Below are 19,247 nucleotides of genomic sequence, written 5' to 3' on the forward strand. Positions count from 1 at the left end.
ACGAAGTCCCGCATGAAACCACCCATGTACAGACGGAGTTGGGCGGCGAGCGTGTTCTTCGCGTTCGCCGTCGTCCTCGGCCTCGCCCACCCCTCGGCCCTCGCGGCGGCACCTTCCACGACACCGAGTCGTTCCGCCGCCGTCTACGACGTCCGCGACTACGGCGCCAAGGGCGACGGCTCCGCCAACGACACCCCCGCCGTCAACAAGGCCATCACGGCGGCCAATTCGGCCGGCGGCGGCACGGTCCGGTTCCCCGCCGGTACCTACAAGTCCAAGAACACCATCCACATGAAGAGCAACGTGACGCTCCAGGTCGACACCGGCGCCACGATCCAGGGCTCGTCCGCCGACACCTACGACGCCCCCGAGGCCAACCCGAACGACCAGTACCAGGACTACGGGCACAGCCACTTCCACAACGCGATGATCTACGGCGACCGGCTCACGAACATCGGCTTCGTCGGCGGCGGGGTCATCGACGGGCTCGGCAACCTGATCACCGGTAACCCCAAGTCCGGCGAGGCCGACAAGATCCTGTCGCTGACACGCTGCGACGGACTCCGGATCGGCGACGGCCTCACCCTGCGCCGGGGCGGCCACTTCGCCGCGCTCATCAACGGCTGCACGAACGTCACCTCGGACCGGCTGACCATCGACACCGCGAGCGACCGCGACGGCTGGAACATCATCTCCACGACGAACGTCACCGTCACCAACGCCAGCATCAAGGCGAACGACGACGCCCTCGTCTTCAAGAGCGACTACGCGCTCGGCGCCAAACTCCCCAACGGCCATGTGCGGGTGAGCGATTCGTATCTGTCGGCCAAGTGCTGCAACGCGCTGATGTTCGGCTCCGAGACCTGCGGCGACTTCTCGGACTACCAGTTCCAGAAGATCCGGATCGAGGGCGCCGACAAGTCCGGCCTCGGCATGGTCTCCATGGACGGCGCGAAGATCTCAGACGTCCACTACCGCGACATCACCATGACCGGGGTCCACTCACCGATCATGGAGAAGATCGGCACACGGAAGCGCTGCGGCAACAGTCCTGGCGTCGGTTCGATCAGCGACGTCACCTACGACAACATCACGGCCACCGGCAACAGCCCCTCCTTCAGCCCGACCCTGTGGGGCGAGGCCGGCCACCGGATCAGCGGGATCACCTTCACGAACGTCGACATCACCGTCCCGGGCGGCAACGGCACCATGTCCACCGGCGTACCGGGCAACGACCCCAAGGACTACAACCCGAAGGCCATCGGCACCCGGCCGTCCTACGGCTGGTATCTGCACAACGCCGACAACGTCCAATTCACCGACAGCTCCGTGAAGTTCGCCGCGAACGACGGCCGGCCCGCCGTCATCGCCAACGCGGCGAGCGGCATCCGCTTCACCGGCTTCACCGCACAGCGGGGCACCGACTCGCCCTACGACCTGGGCTTCCAGGACGTGACCGGCTACTGCGTCAGCGGCGCCGGCGCACCACGCGTCTCCAGCACCGGCTCCACCGAGAACTGCGCGACCAGCGCGGTCGGCGCGGCCACGCGCACCCGCCCGCCCGGTGCCGCCGCCCGCCCGCTCGACCTGGAGAACCCCCGCCAGGACTTCCTCCGCGGCTCCGTCGGCGGCCTCTTCCTGCACTGGGGCCTGCGCACCGCGCCCGCCCACACCAGTTGCACCGCCTGGGAGAACGACGTCACGGGCGGCGGCTGGACCCCGGACTACTGGATCAACGAGGCCCGGAAACTGCATACGCAATACCTCGTACTGGCTACGTTCCACAGCCGCCTCGGCTACGCCCGCCCCTGGCCGTCGAAGATCCCCGGATCCTGCTCCACCAAGCGGGACTTCCTCGGCGAGCTGATCACCGCCGCGAAGGCCAAGGGCATGAAGGTCGTCCTCTACATGACCGACGACCCGCAGTGGCACGCCGACGGCGGCCACGAGTGGCTCGACTCGGCCGCCTACTCCGCCTACAAGGGCAAGAACGTCGACCTGACCACCCGCGACGGCTTCGGGCAGTTCAGCTACGACAACTTCTTCGAGGTCATGGACCGCTATCCCGACCTCGGCGGTTTCTGGATCGACAACGACAACGCGTACTGGGAGAGCCACGACCTCTACCAGCAGATCTACCAGAAGCGCCCCGACTACACGCTCAGCAACAACAACGAAGACACGCCGGTCATGGACATGATCAGCAATGAGCAGAAGACGGGAATGTCGCCCGCATACGACTACCCGCAGGCTGTGTACACCGCACAACCCCGCCTGACGGAAGCCGACTTCAAGCTCCCGTCGACCGGCGCCTGGTGGTACGACGGCTCCGACCCGTCCGTCGACCGGATGCTCACCCTCGGCCGCCTCGTCACCAACACGGGCTCCTCGGTGAAGGCGCTGATGGCGGAAACCGCCCAGGTCAACGGCAAGTTCCCAGCCAACCAGGCCGCCTTCAACAACTTCGCGAACTCCTACCTCGACCCGATCTGGGAATCCCTGCACGGCACCGAGGGCGGCGGCTACATGTACGGCGGCCTCAAACCCGGCTTCTGGAACGACGGCGCCCACGGCGTCACCACGATCAGCCGGACCGACCCCGACCTCCAGTACATCCACGTCCTGACCCCGCCCACCACCAGCACCCTGCGCATCCGCGACAACGGCTACCGCATCGCCTCCGTCACCAACCTCCGTACCGGAGCGGCGATTTCGTGGTCCCAGTCCGGCGGAGTGCTCACCCTCGGCGGCCTCGGCGGCTGGGACCCCTACGACACCGTCTTCAAGGTCACCACCGCCGGCCGCCAGGGCATCCTGTCCGGCGTCACCGTGAGCGCGAGCGCCTCGGCGAGCGGCCACGCGGGATCGGCCGCGGGGGACGGGAATTACCTCACCTACTGGGACAACGGCAAGACCCTGCCCGTCAACCTCACCTTCGACCTGGGCAGTTCGAAGAAGGTGCAGTACATCGGGCTCAACCAGCGCGAGGACTCCGTGGCCTACGCCCGCTCCGACACCGAGCAGTCGGCACGGATCAGGGCGTACAAGGTGTTTCTCAGCGACGACGGCACCAACTGGGGGAGCGCCGTCAAGACCGGCGAGCTGCCAAGTCGGCGCGGAATCCAGGGCATCGACCTCACCGCGGCCAACGCCCGCTACGTCCGCGTCGAAGTCGACTCCACCTGGGCCGCGTCGACCGACACCACCCGCTACAAGCGGCTGCGGATCGACGAGGCCTGGATCGGCACGTCCTACGCGACCCCCGGGGGATCGTCATGACACACATCGGACCCAGACCGTTCGTGGCGGCGCTCGCCGGACTGCTGGCCGCCTCCGCGCTTCCTCTCCTGAGCGGCCCGACCTCGGCCGCGGCCTCCGACAACGGCCAGTCCACCCGGCCGGCCATGGGCTGGAGCAGCTGGAGCTACGTCCGCCGCACCCCCACCGAGGCGAAGATCAAGGCCCAGGCCGACGCCCTGGTGGCGAGCGGACTCGACAACCACGGCTTCGTCTACGTCAACCTCGACGACTTCTGGCAGAAGTGCGACTCCAACGGCTTCACCGTCGACTCCTACGGCCGCTGGGCCGTCGATACGGCCAAGTTCCCCTCCGGGATCAAGGCGTTGGCCGACTACATCCACTCCAAGGGACTGAAGTTCGGCTTCTACGTCACCCCGGGCATCGCCAAGAACGCGGTCACCGCGAACACGCCGATCGAGGGCACGCCGTATCACGCGAAGGACATCGCGGACACGACCAGGACCGAGAAGAACTACAACTGCAAGAACATGTACTACATCGACTACGGGAAGCCGGGCGCGCAGGAGTTCGTGAACTCGTGGGCGAAGCAGTTCGCTTCCTGGGGCGTCGACTACCTGAAGATCGACGGCGTGGGCAGCGCCGACATCCCCGACGTCCAGGCCTGGGACAAGGCCCTGCGCGCGACGGGCCGTCCCATCAACTTCGCGCTCTCCAACAACCTTCCGATCGCGGACGCCGCCACCTGGCGTCAGTACGCCAACAGTTGGCGCACCCAGGGCGACGTCGAGTGCTACTGCGGCCCCGGCGCAAACGGCAGCGGCTATCCGCTCACCGACTGGTCGCACGTCTCGGCGCGCTTCAACACCGCCGCGTCCTGGCAGCCGTACGCGGGGCCGGGCGGCTGGAACGACCTGGACTCGCTGGAGGTCGGCAACGGCGACCAGGTGGGTCTGACGGCCGACCAGCGGCGCTCGCACTTCACCCTGTGGGCGATGGCGGGCTCGCCCCTGCTGCTCGGCACCGACCTCACCCACCTCGACACCGTCGACAAGGCGATGCTCACCAACGACCGACTCATCGGTGTCGACCAGGACGGCGTCGCCGCGAAACGCGTGGTGAACAGCGGTGCGAAGCAGGTCTGGAGCAAGCGCGAGAGCGACGGCGCCTACGTGGTCGCGCTGTTCAACACCGGTACGTCCGGCAGCGCCACGGTCTCCGTGAACTGGTCGCAGGTCGGCTTCACCGGCTCCGGTGACGTCACCGACCTCTGGTCCGGCTCCCACAAGGGCACGATCGCGGACTCGTACAGCGCGACGCTACGACCGGGCGAGACCCGGCTGATCCGGGTGAACCCGATCGACGACGGACTGAGGGGACAGTCATGAAACGCGACAGAATCCTGGCGTGGGGCCTCTCCCTGGCCCTCGCCGTGCCGCTCGCGGGTCTCACCGGCGCCACCGCGCACGCGGCGACCACCGACTACCAGGCCGAGGACGCCACCGTCGTCCAGGGCACCGTGGCCACCAACCACACCGGCTACACGGGCACAGGCTTCGTCGACTACACCAACGTCACCGGTTCCTATGTGGAGTTCACGGTGAGCGCCGCCGCCACCGGCACCGCGTCGGTCGCCCTGCGCTACGCCAACGGCACCACGGTCGACCGCCCGTTGGACATCTCCGTCAACGGTACGGTCGTCGCGCCCGCCGTCTCCTTCCCGGCCACCGCCGACTGGAACACCTGGGCGACGAAGACCGTGAACGTCCCGCTGACGGCCGGCACCGACAAGATCAGGGCGACCGCGACCACCGCGAACGGCGGCCCCAACCTCGACCGGATCGGTGTGGGCTCCGCGACCGACGCGCAGGCCCCGACCCGCCCCGGTCAGCCGAGTTGCTCGGACATCGGCGAGGACGGCCTCACCCTTGCCTGGGGCGCCTCGACCGACAACGTCGGCGTCACGGCGTACGACCTCTACGAGCACGGCAACAAGATCGGTGAGGCGCCCGGCAGTTCGACCAGCAAGGCCCTCACCGGGCTCGCCCCGAACACCACCTACGACCTCACCGTCATCGCCCGGGACGCGGCTGGGAACACCTCGCCCGCCAGCCCGGTCGTCGACTGCACGACGAAACCCAGCTCCGACACCACCCCGCCCACCGCGCCCGGTACTTTGTCGACCGCCGACATCACATCGAATACGGTCGACCTCGCCTGGGGCGCCTCCACCGACGACCGATCGGTTGTCGCATACGACATCCGCAGCGGGGACACCGTCTACAAGACGGTCACCACCGGCACCTCCACCACCCTCACCGGCCTCGCCTGCGACAGCCCGTACACGCTGAACGTCGTCGCCCGGGACGCGGCCGGCAACCTCTCCGCGCCGAGCAACACGGTCACCTTCACCACCAAGGCCTGCGCGGGCGACGGCGGTGTCCCCTCCTCCATCGCGACACTCTCCACCGGCTGGACCATCCCGTGGGGCACGTACTGGATGCCCGACGGCCAGAGCGCCCTCGTCACCGAGCGGGACGACTTCCGGGTCTGGAAGACGGCCAAGGACGGCACCCGGACCCAGGTCGGCACGGTGCCGAACGCGGTCACCACCAACGGAGAGGGCGGCCTCCTCGGCGTCGCCGTCGACCCGAAGTGGGCCACCAACCACTACGTCTACTTCATGCACACCGCGTCCGAGGGCAACCGCGTCGTCCGTATGACGTACAACGGCACCACCCTCACCGACTACACCGTCCTCCTCCAGGGCATCAAGAAGAATCGCTACCACAACGGCGGCCGCCTCGCCTTCGGCCCCGACGGCTACCTCTACGTCTCCACCGGCGAGGCCCAGACCCCCGACCTCGCCCAGGACAAGACCTCCCTCAACGGCAAGATCCTGCGCATGACGACGGACGGAAAACCGGCCCCCGGCAACCCGTTCGGCAACTACGTCTACTCCTATGGCCACCGCAACCCGCAGGGCCTCGCCTTCGACCGCAACGGCCGCCTGTGGGAAGCGGAGTTCGGCAACAGCTCCAAGGACGAACTCAACCTCATCAAGCCGGGTGCGAACTACGGCTGGCCCACCTGCGAAGGGACGTGCAGCGTCGCCGGCATGACCAACCCGAAGGCCACCTGGAACGTCAACGAGGCGTCCCCCAGCGGGATCGCGATCGTCCGCAACGTCGTCTACATGGCGTCCCTGCGCGGCGAACGCCTGTGGCGCATCCCGATCAACGGCGACACCGAGAACGTCGGCACCCCGACGGCGTACTACGTCGGAACCTACGGCCGCCTGCGCACGGTCACCAAGGTCCCCGGCGCCGACCAGCTGTGGCTGTCGACCACCAACTGCGACAACAACGGCAACCAGCCGGCCGGTTCCGACAAGCTCTTCCGCGTCAACATCGGTTAGGAGAAAGGGAGTTCAGGCCCGGTACAGCGCCTCGACCTCGTTGGCGTAGGTGCTCTCGATGGCCTTGCGCTTCAGCTTCAGGGACGGGGTCAGCAGACCGTGTTCCTCGGTGAAGGGCTGGGCCAGAATCCGGAAGGTGCGGATCGACTCGGCCTGGGAGACCAGGGTGTTGGCGGCCACCACCGCGCGCCGCACCTCGGTCTCCAGGTCGGCGTCCCGCACCAGCTCGGCCGGTGTCATCCGGGGTTTGCCCCGCATGGTGAGCCAGTGCTCGACGGCCTCGTGGTCGAGGGTGACGAGGGCGGCGATGTAGGGGCGGTCGTTGCCGACGACGATGCACTGCGAGACGAGCGGATGGTCGCGCACCCGTTCCTCCAGCAGCCCCGGCGCGACACTCTTGCCCCCCGAGGTCACCAGGATCTCCTTCTTGCGCCCGGTGATGGTGAGGTAGCCGTCCTCGTCGAGGGAGCCCAGGTCACCGGTGGCGAGCCAGCCGTCGTGCAGGGTCTCGTCGGTCGCCTTCTGGTTGTTCAGGTAGCCCTGGAAGACGTTGGGGCCGTTCAGCCAGATCTCGCCGTCGTCCGCGATGTGCACGGTCACACCCGGGATCGCCTGGCCGACCGTGCCGTAGCGGGTGCGCTCGGGCGGGTTGGCGGTCGCGGCGGCCGTCGACTCGGTGAGGCCGTAGCCCTCGTAGATCTGCACGCCCGCCCCGGCGAAGAAGAGACCGAGCCGCCGGTCCATGGCCGACCCGCCGGACATGGCGTTGCGGATCCGGCCGCCCATGGCGGCCCGCACCTTGGAGTAGACGAGTTTGTCGAAGAGCTGGTGCTGCATCCGCAGCCCGGCGGAGGGGCCCGGGCCGATGCCCCAGGCCTTCTCCTCGACCGCGTCCGCGTACTTCACCGCGACCTCGACGGCCTTCTCGAACGGCCCGGACCTGCCGTCCTTCTCGGCCTTGCGGCGGGCCGCGTTGAAGACCTTCTCGAAGATGTACGGCACGGCCAGGATGAACGTCGGCCTGAACGCGACCAGGTCGGGCAGCAGGGCGGCGGCGTTGAGCTGCGGCTGGTGGCCGAAACGCACCCCGCCGCGGATCGCCGCGACCTCCACCATCCGCCCGAAGACGTGCGCCAGCGGCAGGAACAGCAGGGTCGCCGCCTCGTCGCCCTTCTTCGAGTGGAAGACGGACTCCCAGCGGTCGATGACCGTGTCCGCCTCGTACATGAAGTTGCCGTGCGAGATGACACAGCCCTTGGGTCTGCCCGTGGTGCCCGAGGTGTAGATGATCGTCGCGGTCGAGTCCGGGGTGACGGCCTGGCGGTGCCGGTGCACCACCTCGTCCTCGATGTGCGCGCCGGCGTCGTACAGCTCCTGCACGGCGCCCGTGTCCAGCTGCCACAGCTGGTGCAGCGCGGGGAGGCGGTCGATGACGGTGGCGATGGTCATCGCGTGGTCCTCGTGCTCGACCATGGCCGCGGAGACCTGCGCGTCGTGCAGCATCCAGAAGCACTGCTCGGCCGACGAGGTGGGGTAGACCGGCACGACCTGGGCGCCGATCGTCCACAGCGCGAAGTCGAACAGCGTCCACTCGTAGCGGGTGCGGGACATGATCGCGACCCGGTCGCCGAAGCGGATGCCCCGGGCCAGCAGCCCCTTGGCGAGGGCGAGGACCTCGTCGCGGAACTCGGCGGCGGTCACGTCCCGCCACCGGTCCTGCTCGTCCTTGCGGCCGAGGGACACGTGGAGGGGGTCTTCCTGGGCACGCTCGAACACGACGTCGGCCAGACCGCCCACCGGCGGCGCCAACGCCAACGGAGGGTTGGTGAACTCGCGCAAACCCCGCTCCCCGCTCTCGTCGACGCTCCCCACAGCGCGGTGAAAGCTACCCCACCGGGCGGAAGGGCGGGAGGGGGCCGGAACCAGAGCAGTCCTCACGTACGCACAGGTCAGCGCCGGAAAATACCCTCACAAGGGGAAGGGTCGGACAGAAATCCTTACGGTTCCGTAGGTTTCGGCCCCGTAATCTCCACTGAATCTGTACGACCCGGCCACTCCCGCCGTCCCGCCCGCGCGACGTCACCCGGACGACGCCGTCTCCTCCTCGCTCAGCGCCCGCGCGCCCGATTCCGTCACTCCGCCCCGCTCCGCGCGACCGGCCCCGACCAGCACGAGGACCAGCGTGCCCGCCGCCGTCCCGACGAAACCGGCCGTCACGAACGCCCTGTCGAGCCCCGACGCGAACGCGGCCCGCAGCACGTGCTCGGAGAACGCCCCGCGCAACGCCCCCGCCCCGCCGCCCGCCAGCGTGTGCGCCGCGTCGTGCGGGAGCGTGTCCCGCATCCGGGACGTGAGGACGGTCCCCGACACGGCGACACCGAGCGCGTACCCCAACTGCCGTACGGTGTTCACCGCACCGCCCGCCATGCCCGCCCGTTCCGCCGGCACCGCAGCGAGCGCCGCACCCGCGAGCCCCGGCGCCACCAGCCCCGTACCGACACCCACCAGAACAAGCCCCGGCACCAGCGCCGTCCAGTCCGAACCGGCGCCCAGCACGGCCTGGCAGAAGCAGCCCGTGCCGATCAGCAGCAGCCCGCCGCCGATCGTCAGCCGGGCCGGCACCCCGTGCAGCAGCTTCCCGGCGAGCACCGACACCACGACCGCCGCGCCCGTCAGCGGCAGCAGCGTCAGCCCGCCGCGCACCGGGCTCATCCCCAGCACGGTCTGCAGCCAGATCGACAGATACGGCGTTCCGCCGAACGCCACCCCGTTGAAGGCCAGCCCGCCCGCCATCACCCCCACGAAGGCGGGCTTCCGCAGCAGCGCCGGATCGAGCAGCGGATGCGCCACCCGCCGCTCCACCAGCACGAAGCAAAGCAACGCCAGGGATGCGAGCGCGAAGGACACGAGCGTCGGCGTCGCGCCCCAGCCGTCCTCCCCGGCCCGCACCACCCCGTACGTCACCCCGCCCGCGAAGGCGGCGAACGCGACCGTCCCCAGCCAGTCGATGCTCCCCCACGCTCGGCTTCGCCCGCGCGGGGGAACCCCCACCCCGCGCGGCCCCTGCGACTCCGGCACCACCCGCAGCGTCAGCCACACCGCGGCCACGCTCACCGGCAGGTTCACGAAGAAGATCCACCGCCAGCCCGGCCCCTCGGTCAGCACCCCGCCCAGCACCGGTCCGACCGCCGCGGCCCCGCCGCTGACCGCGCCCCACACCCCGAGCGCCACCGACCGCCGCCGCCCCTGGTACACCGAGCCGAGCAACGGCAGCGTGGTCGCGAGCATCGCCGCCGCCCCCACCCCCTGCACGGCCCGCGCGGCCACCAGCGTGCCCGGACCGCCCGCGAGCCCGCACAGCAGCGACGCCGTGGCGAACACCACCAGACCCGCCACATGCACCCGCCGCCGCCCCAGAACGTCGGCGGCGGCCCCGAACCCCAGCAGCAGCGCGGCCAACGCCAGCGCGTACCCGTCGACCACCCACTGCAGATCACTCAACGACGCGTGCAACGACCGCGCCACGTCCGGCAGTGCGACCACCACGATCGTCACATCCAGCAACAACATGAACGTGCCCAGGCACACCGCCGTCAGCGGCCCCCATGTACGCATGCCCTCAACTCCCCTGTCCCGGATACGCGGTTCTCCGTACGATGAGCCCCGCCCGGACGATCGCCGCCGAACGGGGCGTCCCATCGCCGGAATCCGACAGGAGCAGCCGTGCTGGAGATGGAATCCGACACCCTCGACCGGCTCGACATGGAACTCCTCACCGCGCTGGAGATCAACGGCCGCGCCTCCTTCAGCCGCCTCGGCGCGGTTCTCGGCGCCTCCGACCAGACCGTCGCCCGCCGCTTCCGCCGACTCACCGCCGAGGCCGGCCTGCGCGTCGTCGCCATCCGCGACGCCGAACGCCTCGGTCAGGACCAGTGGATGCTGCGCCTGCGCTGCGCCCCCGACAACGCCCTCAACATCGCCGACGCCCTCGCCAAGCGCCCCGACACCGCCTGGATCGGCCTCGCCTCCGGCGGCACCGAGATCGTCTGCCTGACCCGCCCGCGCACCCCCGGCGACTACGACGACCTCCTGCTCGGAAAACTCCCGCGCACCCCCAGCGTCCTGGACATCCGCGCCCACCAGATGCTGCACCGCTTCTACGGCGGCCCCACGGGCTGGCTCCGCCGTTTCGACGTGCTGGCGGACGACCAGATCGCCGCCCTGCTCCCCGAACCGGCGCCGACCCCGGGCCCCGCCCGCATCGAACCGGACGACGAGGCCCTGATCGCCGTACTCGAACGCGACGGACGCGCCACCTACCCCGAACTCCAGCGCGCCACCGGCCGCTCCGAGTCCGCCGTCAAACGCCGCCTCGCCGCGCTGATCGGCTCCGGAGCGGTGTACATCGACATCGAGTACGACTCCGAGGTCTTCGGATACATGCGTGCCGCCGTGCTGTGGATCACGGCGACCCCCGCGGCACTCCACTCGGTCGGCGAGGCACTGGCCACGCACGACCAGATCGCCTACGCGTCCGCCACGGCCGGCACGTCCAACATCGTCGTGACGGCCGTCGTGAAGGACACGGCCGGGCTCTACGACTACCTCAGCGGACCCCTCGGACAACTCGACGGGGTGCGGCACGTGGAGGCGAGCCCGTTCCTGCGCCGGGTCAAACAACTGACGTACCGGACGCTTCCGCTCAACTCGCCCTCAACTCGCGCTCCCTCAAAGTAAGTTCAAGATAAATCATGCTCAACGCCAAGCACTCGGAGGCGTGAATCACAGTGTTCGGCGATCGAATGTGGCTCGTCCAAAGCGATGCCGCGGGGATTTCCGGAAAGATCTTTTCCGGGGCCGGAAAAAATCATCGGAAGTCCTCAGGGCGAGACCCCTGAAGGGAATATCGAATTGAAGACCAAAAACGCTCACCGCAGGTCCCTGGGACGGCACAGGAAGGTGGTGGGGGCCCTGGCCGCGGCGACGGCCCTCCTCGGCGGCGGGCTCTACGCGACCGCGAACGCCGCATCCGTCCAGTCCGACCCGTCCAGCAGCGCCTCCGCCCCGGACTCCGGATCCCCATCCCCATCCTCGTCCCGGACCACCCCCGGATCCACCTCCCCGTCCACATCCGGATCCGCCCGCCCGTCCGCCGTCGTGCCCTCGAACTCCGCCGGGACCGGCACCTCCGTCTCGGACGTCGTCGACGCGGCCAACACCTTCCTCGACACCCTCGACGACGACCAACAGGCCGACGTACTCCTCGACTTCACCCAGGCCAACGCCGTCGCCTGGTCCAACCTCTCCTGCGGTGCGACCTGCCGGGTCGGCATCGAACTCGGCTCCCTCGGCGACACCCAGCTCGCCGCGGCCAAGGCGGTCGTCGAGGCCGCCACGGGCACCGGCAGCGACACCGGCTACGACCAGATCTCCCAGATCCTCGCGGCCGACGACGTCCTCGGCGAGACCGACAGCAGCTACGGCAGCGGCAACTACTACCTCGCCTTCCTGGGCACCCCCAGCACCACTGGCACCTGGCAACTGCACTTCGGCGGCGACCAGTTGGCCGTCAACCTCACCTACAAGGACGGAGAGGTCGTCGGCGCCACCCCGTACTTCGCCGGCGTCGAACCCGTCAGCTGGACCGACGACGACACCACCTACGCACCCCTGTCCGGGATGCACGACGGCCTGGTCTCGATGCTCGAAGGCCTGACCGACGACGAACTGACCGAGGCGCAGCTCACCGACACCACCACCGACGTCGTGCTCGGCCCGGACGGCGACGGCGCCTTCCCCACCACCAAGGAAGGCATCGCGGGCAGCGAACTCACCGACGACCAGCAGCAGTTGATCCTCGACGCCATCACCCCCTGGGTCGAGGCCGCCGACGACACGACCGCCGCCGCCACCCTGAGCACCTACAAGTCGGAACTCGACGACACCTACATCTCCTACTCCGGCACCACCGACCTGGACACCGCCGGCGACTACGTACGCATCGACGGCCCCGGCGTCTGGATCGAGTTCGCGGTCGAGAACGGCGTCGTCGACACCAGCGAACTCGGCTACAGCAGCGTCTACCGCGACCACGACACCGACTACGGAGGAGAGTTCTCGTTCTCCTGATCCCCATGAGCGGGCGGCGCTGCTCCTGACCGACAGCGCCGCCCGCCGTCGCATGTTCTCTCGGTCGGTATTTCTTCTACGACGTCATTTCTCGCCCTCGCGGAATTCGGCATCGGCATCGCCCCGCAATAGAGCGCCGATACCGCCGATACCGCCGATATTACGGACCGCGCCGATGCAGCCGATCCCCACCCGCCAGAATTGCCGCCGCCAGCGCGTCCGCCGCCCCCTGTGCGGAAACCCTGCGCCGCCCGTGCACGAGTACGAAATCGACCTCGCCCAATTCCGGCAACCCCGCCCGCTCCGGCACCCGTACGAGTCCCGGCGGCACCAGCCCCTTCGAGTGCGCCATCACCCCGAGTCCCGCCCGGGCGGCGGCGATCAGCCCGTTGAGACTGCCGCTCGTACAGGCGATGCGCCAGGCCCGCCCCTGCCGCTCAAGTGCCTCCATGGCCAGGGCCCGAGTGATCCCAGGCGGCGGATAGACGATCAGCGGCACCGGACGGTCCGCGTCCAGGCGCAGCCGCTCCGCGCCGATCCACACCAGCTTGTCGTGCCACACCAGTTCACCGCGGGGATCCTCGGCCCGCCGCTTCGCCAGCACCAGGTCCAGCTTCCCGGCCGCCAGTTGCTCGTGCAGCGTCCCGGACAGCTCCACCGTCAGTTCCAGGTCGACCTCGGGATGGTCGTGGCGGAAGCCCTCCAGGATCTCCGGCAGCCGGGTCAGCACGAAGTCCTCGGACGCCCCGAAGCGCAGCCGGCCGCGCAGCCGGGTGCCGGTGAAGAACGCCGACGCCTGCTCCTGCACCTCCAGGATCCGGCGCGCGAAACCCAGCATCGCCTCGCCGTCCTCGGTCAGTTCCACGGAGTGCGTGTCCCGGGTGAACAACTGCCGTCCCGTCGCGTCCTCCAGCCGCCGCACATGCTGGCTCACCGTCGACTGGCGCAGCCCGAGCCGCCGCGCGGCCTGCGTGAAACTCAGCGTCTGGGACACCGCGAGGAATGTCCGCAGGTGAGAGAGGTCGTACATGGCATACACCATGGCATACACGGTATCCGGTCATCGCGAAACGTGATGGCAGTCAGAGCGGTATGACGGATTCCCGATCAAGCGGCGGAAGAGGACGATGGGGAGGGCACCAGTCCGCGCCGGACGGGCGGACGTACAGCGAGACGGTGGAGCACAGTGAAACGCCTGCGATGGCCCAGTCGGATGCCGATCGACCCCTACATCCTCCTGCTCCTCGGGACGGTCGGTATCGCCGCACTCCTCCCCGCCAGGGGCACCGGCGCCGACATCGCCTCGGGCGCCTCCACGGCCGCCATCGCCTTCCTCTTCTTCCTCTACGGCGCCCGCCTCTCCACCCGCGAGGCACTCGACGGCCTCAAGCACTGGCGCCTGCACACCACCGTCCTGGCCTGCACCTTCGTCGTCTTCCCGCTGCTCGGCCTGGCCGCCCGCGGCCTCGTCCCGGTGCTCCTGACCCACCCCCTCTACCAGGGGCTCCTCTTCCTCACCCTCGTCCCCTCGACCGTCCAGTCCTCGATCGCGTTCACCTCGATCGCACGCGGCAACGTGCCCGCCGCGATCTGCGCCGGCTCCTTCTCCTCCCTCGCCGGCATCGTCATCACCCCGCTGCTGGCCGCCGCCCTGCTCGGCGGCAACGCGGGCGGCTTCTCCGCCGACTCCGTCGTCAAGATCGTGCTGCAGCTCCTCGTGCCGTTCCTCGCCGGGCAGCTGCTGCGACGCTGGATCGGCGGGTTCATCACCCGGCACAAGAAGGTCCTCGGCTACGTCGACCGCGCCTCGATCCTCCTCGTCGTCTACACCGCGTTCAGCGAGGGCATGGTCCAGGGCATCTGGCACCAGGTCAGCGCCCTGCGCCTGGCCGGACTGCTCGCCGTCGAGGCGGTCGTCCTCGCCGTGATGCTCACCCTGACCTGGTACGGCGGCAAGGCGCTGCGCTTCGGCCGGGAGGACCGGATCGCCATCCAGTTCGCCGGCTCGAAGAAGTCCCTCGCCTCCGGACTCCCCATGGCCAGCGTCCTGTTCGGCGCCCACGCCTCCCTCGCCGTACTGCCGCTGATGCTCTTCCACCAGATGCAGCTCATGGTGTGCGCCGTCATCGCCAAGCGCCGCGCCCGCGATCCGCAGCCCGAGGTCACCGGGACGGCGGCCCCAACCGCAGGGTCACGAAGCGCGGTCGGTACAGCGACACGTTCCGGCTGAGGTTCCAGGCCGCCGAAGTGGCCGTCGCGTCCAGCCAGTTGACGTCATAGCTGAGCACGATCCGCCCGTCGCCGCCGAGCGCCGGATGCGTCTGCGGGTTGTACGCGGCGACCTGCCCGGCCGGCAGCGGCGGACTGAATCCCCGGGCCGGCCCGTGCCACGGCCCGACGGGCGAACAGGCCCAGTACGAGGTCACGGTGGTCAGCCCCCGGCTGCCCGCCGCCATCGTGAACAGGACGTACGTCGCCCCGTCCCGCACCACCGAGAACGCGCTCCCCACACCGATGTGGTGACCGTCCCCGAGCACCGGCCGCGGCCCGGCCCGGGCCGTCCACGCCGAACCGTCCCAGTACTCCCAGGCACCCGGCTCCCCGAGCCGCCCCTCCGGCACCCGCGCCACATACGCCGAGGACGTCGGCCGGGCCGCCGCCTGCGCGTCGTTCCCGCCGAAGACATACGTCCACCCGCCCGCCGCGACCAGCGTCGTCCCGAACTGCACCCGCCGGGACGGATCTTGGACCAAGTGCTGGTCGAAGACCTTCACGATCGACTCCACCCGCAGATCCGGCAGCGACAGCGTGGCCACCTCCGTCGCGGTCGGCACCCCGTAGATCCACGGATACGCCCCCGCCGTCCGCGTCCACAGCAGCACCCGTACGACCGACTCGGCCGAGCCGGGGGAGCGGGGCTCGACACGGGCCGCGACCGGCCAACGCCACTCGTTCGGGCCCGGATCGGGGAACAGCGGTGCGGGGAGCGTGAGTCGGGGGTGTCCGTCGCGCATCACCACCGCCGAGTTCCGCACCAGCGGCGCCGCGGTGTCCCGCCAGACGTACGACTCGCCCACCGGGTTGGGCGGGCCGTGGACCTGGCCGAGATAGGTGTCGGAGAACAGCCACAGCACCCGCCCGTCCGGCAGCCGCACCGAGTGGGTGCCGTCGCCGCCGGTCCAGTCGTCGGTGCGGGTCGCGTCGTCGCCGTACGCGGCAAAGGAGTTCGTGAGCTTCGTGTCGGCCGACCAGGAGCGCACCGTACGGGCCGTGCACGCGCCGCCGCCCTCCCGGTCGCGGTCCTTCGGGAGGGCGGTGAGCAGCACGGCCGCGAGAGCCAGGGTCAGCAGCAGGCCGACCCCGACTCCCGTCCGCTGTCGCGCGCGCCGGTCCTCGGGCACGCCCGGGACGTTAGTGGCTGCCGCTCACGCGGTCCATGGGCAGCCACAGCACGGTCCCGGCGGCCGGCGGATCCTGTGCGGCCAGCTCGTCGTCCGTCAACAGCCGGTCCCACACGTGGACTTCGTCGAGGGAGCCGGTGAAGTACACCAGACTGTCCACGCGTTGACCGAGGTGCACGCCGAACGGCGAGTTGCGGCTGACGGACCCCACGACGTCCGCCGTGCTCACCGTCGTTCCGTCCACGGACAGCGTCAACTGCCCACCGCCGCGCCGTACAACCGCATGATGCCACTGCCCGTCGTTGTAGGCACCGGCGGTCACCACGGAGGTGGTGTGGACGGCCGTCGCACCGTCCCGGGTGGTGATCAGCGCCCGCACGTGGTTGCCGGCGGGCTCGCCACGCAGCCACACCTGCGGCTGGCTGGTGCCGACCCCGCCCATCCACAGGAACGGCTGGTCGCCGGTCGTCGCGGTGTAGCGGAACCAGAGGGAGACCGTGAAGTCCTTTGTCCCCAGGGGCAGTCGGTCGCTGTAGGGCAGTCGTACGGCGTCGTCGACACCGTCGAAGGACAGGGCGCCGCCCGACACGCCGTCCGTCTCCTGGGCGCCGCCGAGCACGGCCGCGCTCCTGGCGTGCGGGGCGAGGTCGGCGGTCGTCGGGTCCGGGCCCCGACGCGGTTGCAGCCAGGCCTCGTTGAAGCGGGCTAAACGGATCTCGTCGGTCGCCGACACCGCGCCGCCCTCGTAGAGCAGGCCCACCGTGTCCCCGTCGATGCGCGCCATGTCCGAGTAACCGGACCAGTCCCTCGTCACCACCGTGCCGCGGTCCACGCTGTCCCAGGTGCGCCCGCCGTCGTAGGAGGAGCGGATCATCATCGTCCGGCGGCGGTCGGGGTCCGCGTCGCAGGACAGCAGGATGCGGGAGCCGAGGCCGAGGGTGGCGCACTGGACCTGCGGGGCGTACAGGTCGGGCAGGTCGCGGAAGGGCGCGGTGAAGCTGTCGCCGCCGTCGCGGCTGACCGCCTGGGTGCGGTGGCCGAGGTCGGTGCCGTCCTGTTCCCGCCCGCTGACCAGGATGGAGCCGTCGGTGCGTTCGGTCATCGTCAGCTCGGACGGTTTCTGCCGCCAGGTCCCGTCGGCCGCGATCGGGTACGAGTCGGTGGCGCCGATCCTCCAGTGGTCGCCGCCGTCGTCGCTCACGATCAGTGCCGCGTTGTTCGCGGTGACCCGACTCCCGTCCCAGGTCTCGGTGTTGACGCCGAACACGAGCCGTCCCCTGTGCTTGCCGCGGGTGAGCTGGATGCCGTGCACGGGGCCGGTGGCGTACCAGGAGTTCCAGTTCGGGGGCAGGATCTCGTCGCTCAGGTCACGCGGCTGCGACCAGGTGAGGCCGTCGTCGTCGCTGTACTGCAGATGCGGGGTGCGGTCGCAGGGGACCGAGCAACTGGCGCTGTCCATACGGCCCGTGTTGTACGTCTCGGCGAGCAGGACGCGGCCGGTCCTCCGGTCCACGACAGGCGCCGGGTTGCCGTGGGTGTCGCCGCCGCCGTGGTTGACGACCTGCAGCGGGCTCCAGGTGGCGCCGTCGTCGGTGGAGCGCTTGACGACGATGTCGATGTCGGCGGCGTCACCGCAGTTGAGGACCCGGCCCTCGGCGAACGCGAGCAGCGTCCCGTCGTTCGTCCTGACGACGGCCGGGATCCGGAAGCAGGCGTAGCCCGGATCCCGGGACGCCTTGAAGAGGGCCTGCTGGTCGAACTCGGGGGTGGGGGAGGTGGTTTGGGTGGCGGCGTGCGCCGGGCTCGGGAGTATGAGCAGCGCGGCCAGGGTGAGTGCGGCGGTGAGGGTGGATCTCAGACGTGCGCGAAGACTTGACGGCATGGTGATGCGACCTGCCCTTCATTCGTCTTTACATCCGGACATCCCACGTCCAACGGGCACGCCACAGACGTTAGTTGGGGCATCCGGGGCCTCACAAGAAGCGTGCAGCGGTCGGCGTCACGGAAGTCGACGGTGACGAGAGCGCTGGGGAGGGGCCGACGTCTCAGGGACGCAGCACGACCTTGCCCAGATTGCCCCGCGACTCGATCACCTCGTGGGCCTTCGCCGCATCCGCGAACCCGAACTCCCCGTGCACGAAAGGCTTCAGGGCGCCCTCGGCGAACAGCCGCCACAGCTCCCGCCGCCACCGCTCGTACAACTCCGGCCTCCCGCGCGCGATCCGCGCCATCTGGAACCCGATCACGGACTTGGCGCCCACGAGAAGGTCGTACGCCCGGATCGTCCCGCCGCCCGAGCTGTACGCCACGAGCCGCCCGCCCGGGACCAGCGCGGCGACGGCCGGGGTGAGCAACTCGCCGCCCACCGCGTCGAGGACGCAGTCGACGGGCTCGACCGAGCCCAACTCCTCGTAGGTGATCACCTCGTCGGCACCCAGGGCGCGCACGAAGTCGCCCTTCGCCGGATCGGAGACCGCGCCCACCACCCGCCCCGCACCCCGCACCTTCGCCAACTGCACGGCGAGATGGCCCACTCCGCTCGCCGCCGCCGTGATCAGTACGGCCTCGCCGGGCTCGGGCCGGGCCGCGTCCAGCGCGCCGAGGGCCACCAGGCCGCTGCGGACGAGCGCGACCGCGTCGACGGCGGAGGCGTCGCCGGGCACGGGGGAGACCATGGCCTCGTGGAGGACGGCGAAGTCGGCGTAACCGTGCCCGAAACACAGCCCCGTCACGCGGTCGCCCACCCCGAAGCGGGCCACGCCCTCTCCTGCGGCGACCACCTCGCCCGCGATCTCGCCGCCCAGCGGGATCGGCTCGGCCGCCTCGGAGACCTTGCGGACGACGGGCAGGGTGACCCCGACAGCCTCGGTGCGCACGAGGAGCTCGCCGGGGCCCGGCGCGGGGACGGGGGCCTCCTCCAGGAACAGCGGGCCGTCGGTGGACTCGTACCGGACGCGACGCATCGCACCTCCAGAAATCGTTGGGAGCCCCAATGGTATTCACGATTTCATGGGGACGCCCAACGATTTCCGGATAGGCTG

At 69.9% G+C, this 19,247-nt stretch carries 12 protein-coding genes; 6 read left to right on the forward strand and 6 right to left on the reverse strand.

Annotated elements, in window-relative coordinates; translation table 11 throughout:
• Window positions 1–24: 24 nt before the first annotated feature.
• Genes ACWDEW_RS01735 through ACWDEW_RS01745 form a run of 3 tightly spaced genes read left to right on the forward strand, consistent with a single transcriptional unit; the run spans window position 25 to window position 6,676 of the window.
• Window positions 25–3,279 (forward strand): glycosyl hydrolase family 28 protein, encoded by a 3,255-nt coding sequence (locus ACWDEW_RS01735; RefSeq protein WP_450508566.1) that lies wholly within the window; start codon window positions 25–27, stop codon window positions 3,277–3,279.
• Entirely contained in the window at window positions 3,276–4,646 is a 1,371-nt protein-coding gene (locus ACWDEW_RS01740) for a glycoside hydrolase family 27 protein (RefSeq protein ID WP_450508568.1), read from the forward strand. The genes ACWDEW_RS01735 and ACWDEW_RS01740 overlap by 4 nt, the downstream gene beginning before the upstream one ends.
• Complete coding sequence (locus tag ACWDEW_RS01745) at window positions 4,643–6,676, forward strand: PQQ-dependent sugar dehydrogenase (RefSeq protein ID WP_450508570.1); 2,034 nt, start codon at window positions 4,643–4,645, stop codon at window positions 6,674–6,676. The genes ACWDEW_RS01740 and ACWDEW_RS01745 overlap by 4 nt, the downstream gene beginning before the upstream one ends.
• A gap of 12 nt (window positions 6,677–6,688) precedes the next feature.
• Here the strand turns inward: ACWDEW_RS01745 and ACWDEW_RS01750 are convergent, their stop codons facing one another.
• Together ACWDEW_RS01750 and ACWDEW_RS01755 are read right to left on the reverse strand one after the other, a co-directional pair.
• Complete coding sequence (locus ACWDEW_RS01750; protein ID WP_450508752.1) at window positions 6,689–8,515, reverse strand: AMP-dependent synthetase/ligase; 1,827 nt, start codon at window positions 8,513–8,515, stop codon at window positions 6,689–6,691.
• 240 nt (window positions 8,516–8,755) lie between these two features.
• The gene (locus tag ACWDEW_RS01755; RefSeq protein ID WP_450508572.1) at window positions 8,756–10,291 is read right to left on the reverse strand and encodes an MFS transporter; all 1,536 of its coding nucleotides are present in this window, start codon (window positions 10,289–10,291) and stop codon (window positions 8,756–8,758) included.
• Between the two features lie 117 nt (window positions 10,292–10,408).
• Here ACWDEW_RS01755 and ACWDEW_RS01760 point away from each other — a divergent pair, with 117 nt between their 5' ends.
• The gene (locus tag ACWDEW_RS01760) at window positions 10,409–11,413 is read left to right on the forward strand and encodes an Lrp/AsnC family transcriptional regulator (RefSeq protein WP_450508754.1); all 1,005 of its coding nucleotides are present in this window, start codon (window positions 10,409–10,411) and stop codon (window positions 11,411–11,413) included.
• Window positions 11,414–11,638: 225 nt separating this feature from the next.
• Window positions 11,639–12,805, forward strand: a complete 1,167-nt coding sequence (locus tag ACWDEW_RS01765; protein ID WP_450508574.1) for a DUF3500 domain-containing protein — start codon at window positions 11,639–11,641, stop codon at window positions 12,803–12,805.
• Between the two features lie 160 nt (window positions 12,806–12,965).
• Here the strand turns inward: ACWDEW_RS01765 and ACWDEW_RS01770 are convergent, their stop codons facing one another.
• The gene (locus tag ACWDEW_RS01770; RefSeq protein ID WP_450508756.1) at window positions 12,966–13,835 is read right to left on the reverse strand and encodes a LysR substrate-binding domain-containing protein; all 870 of its coding nucleotides are present in this window, start codon (window positions 13,833–13,835) and stop codon (window positions 12,966–12,968) included.
• 183 nt (window positions 13,836–14,018) lie between these two features.
• On the opposite strand from ACWDEW_RS01770, the gene ACWDEW_RS01775 reads away from it, so the two are divergent.
• Complete coding sequence (locus ACWDEW_RS01775; RefSeq protein ID WP_450508576.1) at window positions 14,019–15,035, forward strand: bile acid:sodium symporter family protein; 1,017 nt, start codon at window positions 14,019–14,021, stop codon at window positions 15,033–15,035.
• Here the strand turns inward: ACWDEW_RS01775 and ACWDEW_RS01780 are convergent.
• The 3 genes from ACWDEW_RS01780 to ACWDEW_RS01790 all read right to left on the reverse strand — a co-directional run bounded on the left by ACWDEW_RS01780 (window position 14,968) and on the right by ACWDEW_RS01790 (window position 19,169).
• Window positions 14,968–16,206 (reverse strand): DUF4185 domain-containing protein, encoded by a 1,239-nt coding sequence (locus ACWDEW_RS01780; RefSeq protein ID WP_450508577.1) that lies wholly within the window; start codon window positions 16,204–16,206, stop codon window positions 14,968–14,970. The genes ACWDEW_RS01775 and ACWDEW_RS01780 overlap by 68 nt on opposite strands.
• Window positions 16,207–16,216: 10 nt before the next feature.
• Window positions 16,217–18,088: an exo-alpha-sialidase gene (locus tag ACWDEW_RS01785; protein WP_450508579.1), complete on the reverse strand. Its 1,872-nt coding sequence runs from the start codon at window positions 18,086–18,088 to the stop codon at window positions 16,217–16,219.
• Between the two features lie 163 nt (window positions 18,089–18,251).
• On the reverse strand, window positions 18,252–19,169 hold the full coding sequence (locus ACWDEW_RS01790) for a quinone oxidoreductase family protein (RefSeq protein WP_450508581.1): 918 nt from the start codon (window positions 19,167–19,169) through the stop codon (window positions 18,252–18,254).
• Window positions 19,170–19,247 lie beyond the last annotated feature (78 nt).

It is taken from the genome of Streptomyces sp. NPDC001100 (genome assembly GCF_053598575.1).